At 50.8% G+C, this 1066-nt stretch carries 1 protein-coding gene; it reads left to right on the forward strand.

Translation table 11 applies throughout. The features are described 5' to 3' along the window. Nucleotides 1-824: transposase (locus tag BLV81_RS23410; protein WP_143036456.1), on the forward strand; the 824-nt coding region annotated here is incomplete at its 5' end. Nucleotides 825-1066 lie beyond the last annotated feature (242 nt).

Consider the following 1066-nt stretch of genomic DNA (forward strand, 5'->3'; position numbering starts at 1 on the left):
CTGCTCTCAAGGTCCAGATGCAAATGCTCAAGGAAGTGGAGATCAAGCTTGAACAGGCACCCGATAAACAAATTTCCCTGACCGATCCAGATGCCCGTTCGATGAAGACCCGTGGAACGGGCGTCGTCGGTTACAACGTCCAAACAGCGGTCGATGCGAAACATCACCTGATTGTGGCGCATGACGTGACTAATATCGGTATCGACCGAGATCAACTGTCTTCAATGAGCGAGCAGGCCCGTACAGCAATGGCGACGCAGTCTTTGACGGTGATTGCAGACAGAGGCTATTTCAAGGGGGAAGAAATCCTGGCGTGTCATGAAGCCGGCATTGATGTGATCGTTCCAAAGACCGTGACATCGAATGCCACTGCCGAGGGACGGTTTGGCAAAGCCGATTTTATCTACGATGCCCAGACGAACGAATATCGCTGTCCTGCAGGCCAGCATCTGATTTGGCGATATACAAGCAAAGAAAAAGGGCTGAACCTGCATCGGTATTGGAGTTCGCACTGCCAACAATGTCCACTCAAGCAGCAATGCACCCCAAGTCCGGAGCGTCGCGTAACGCGATGGGAACACGAAGCAGTTCTCGATACGATGCAAGCTCGCCTGGATCAAACACCCGATGCAATGCGAATCCGCCGTCAAACCGTCGAGCATCCGTTCGGAACGATTAAAGCCTGGATGGGATCAACGCACTTCCTGACCAAAACAATAAATCGCGTCAGCACCGAAATGAGTTTGCATGTGCTGGCTTACAACATAAAGCGGCTGATCAATATCCTGGGCGTTGGCAGATTGATCCAGGTGATGAGCGCATAAGCGCTTTTAACGTTTGCAGCGACGTCATAGCGACAGCTAAGCAGCCTTTTACAATCAGTCTAAAATCCAATGCGCCACACTGCCGCAGCCTATGGCGCTCATCTAACCTTAAAATGAGGATTCCATGGCATGCTTATGCCGTGTCTTCGTTTTTACACATAGATGGTCGCCCCCATTTTGCCAAGCGTTCAATCAATGATGTGAAGAAGGTAGAGATTGCAGCCATAGATCCGGACTTTCGA

The organism is Collimonas sp. OK242 (genome assembly GCF_900107095.1).
Taxonomy (GTDB): Bacteria; Pseudomonadota; Gammaproteobacteria; order Burkholderiales; family Burkholderiaceae_D; genus Collimonas.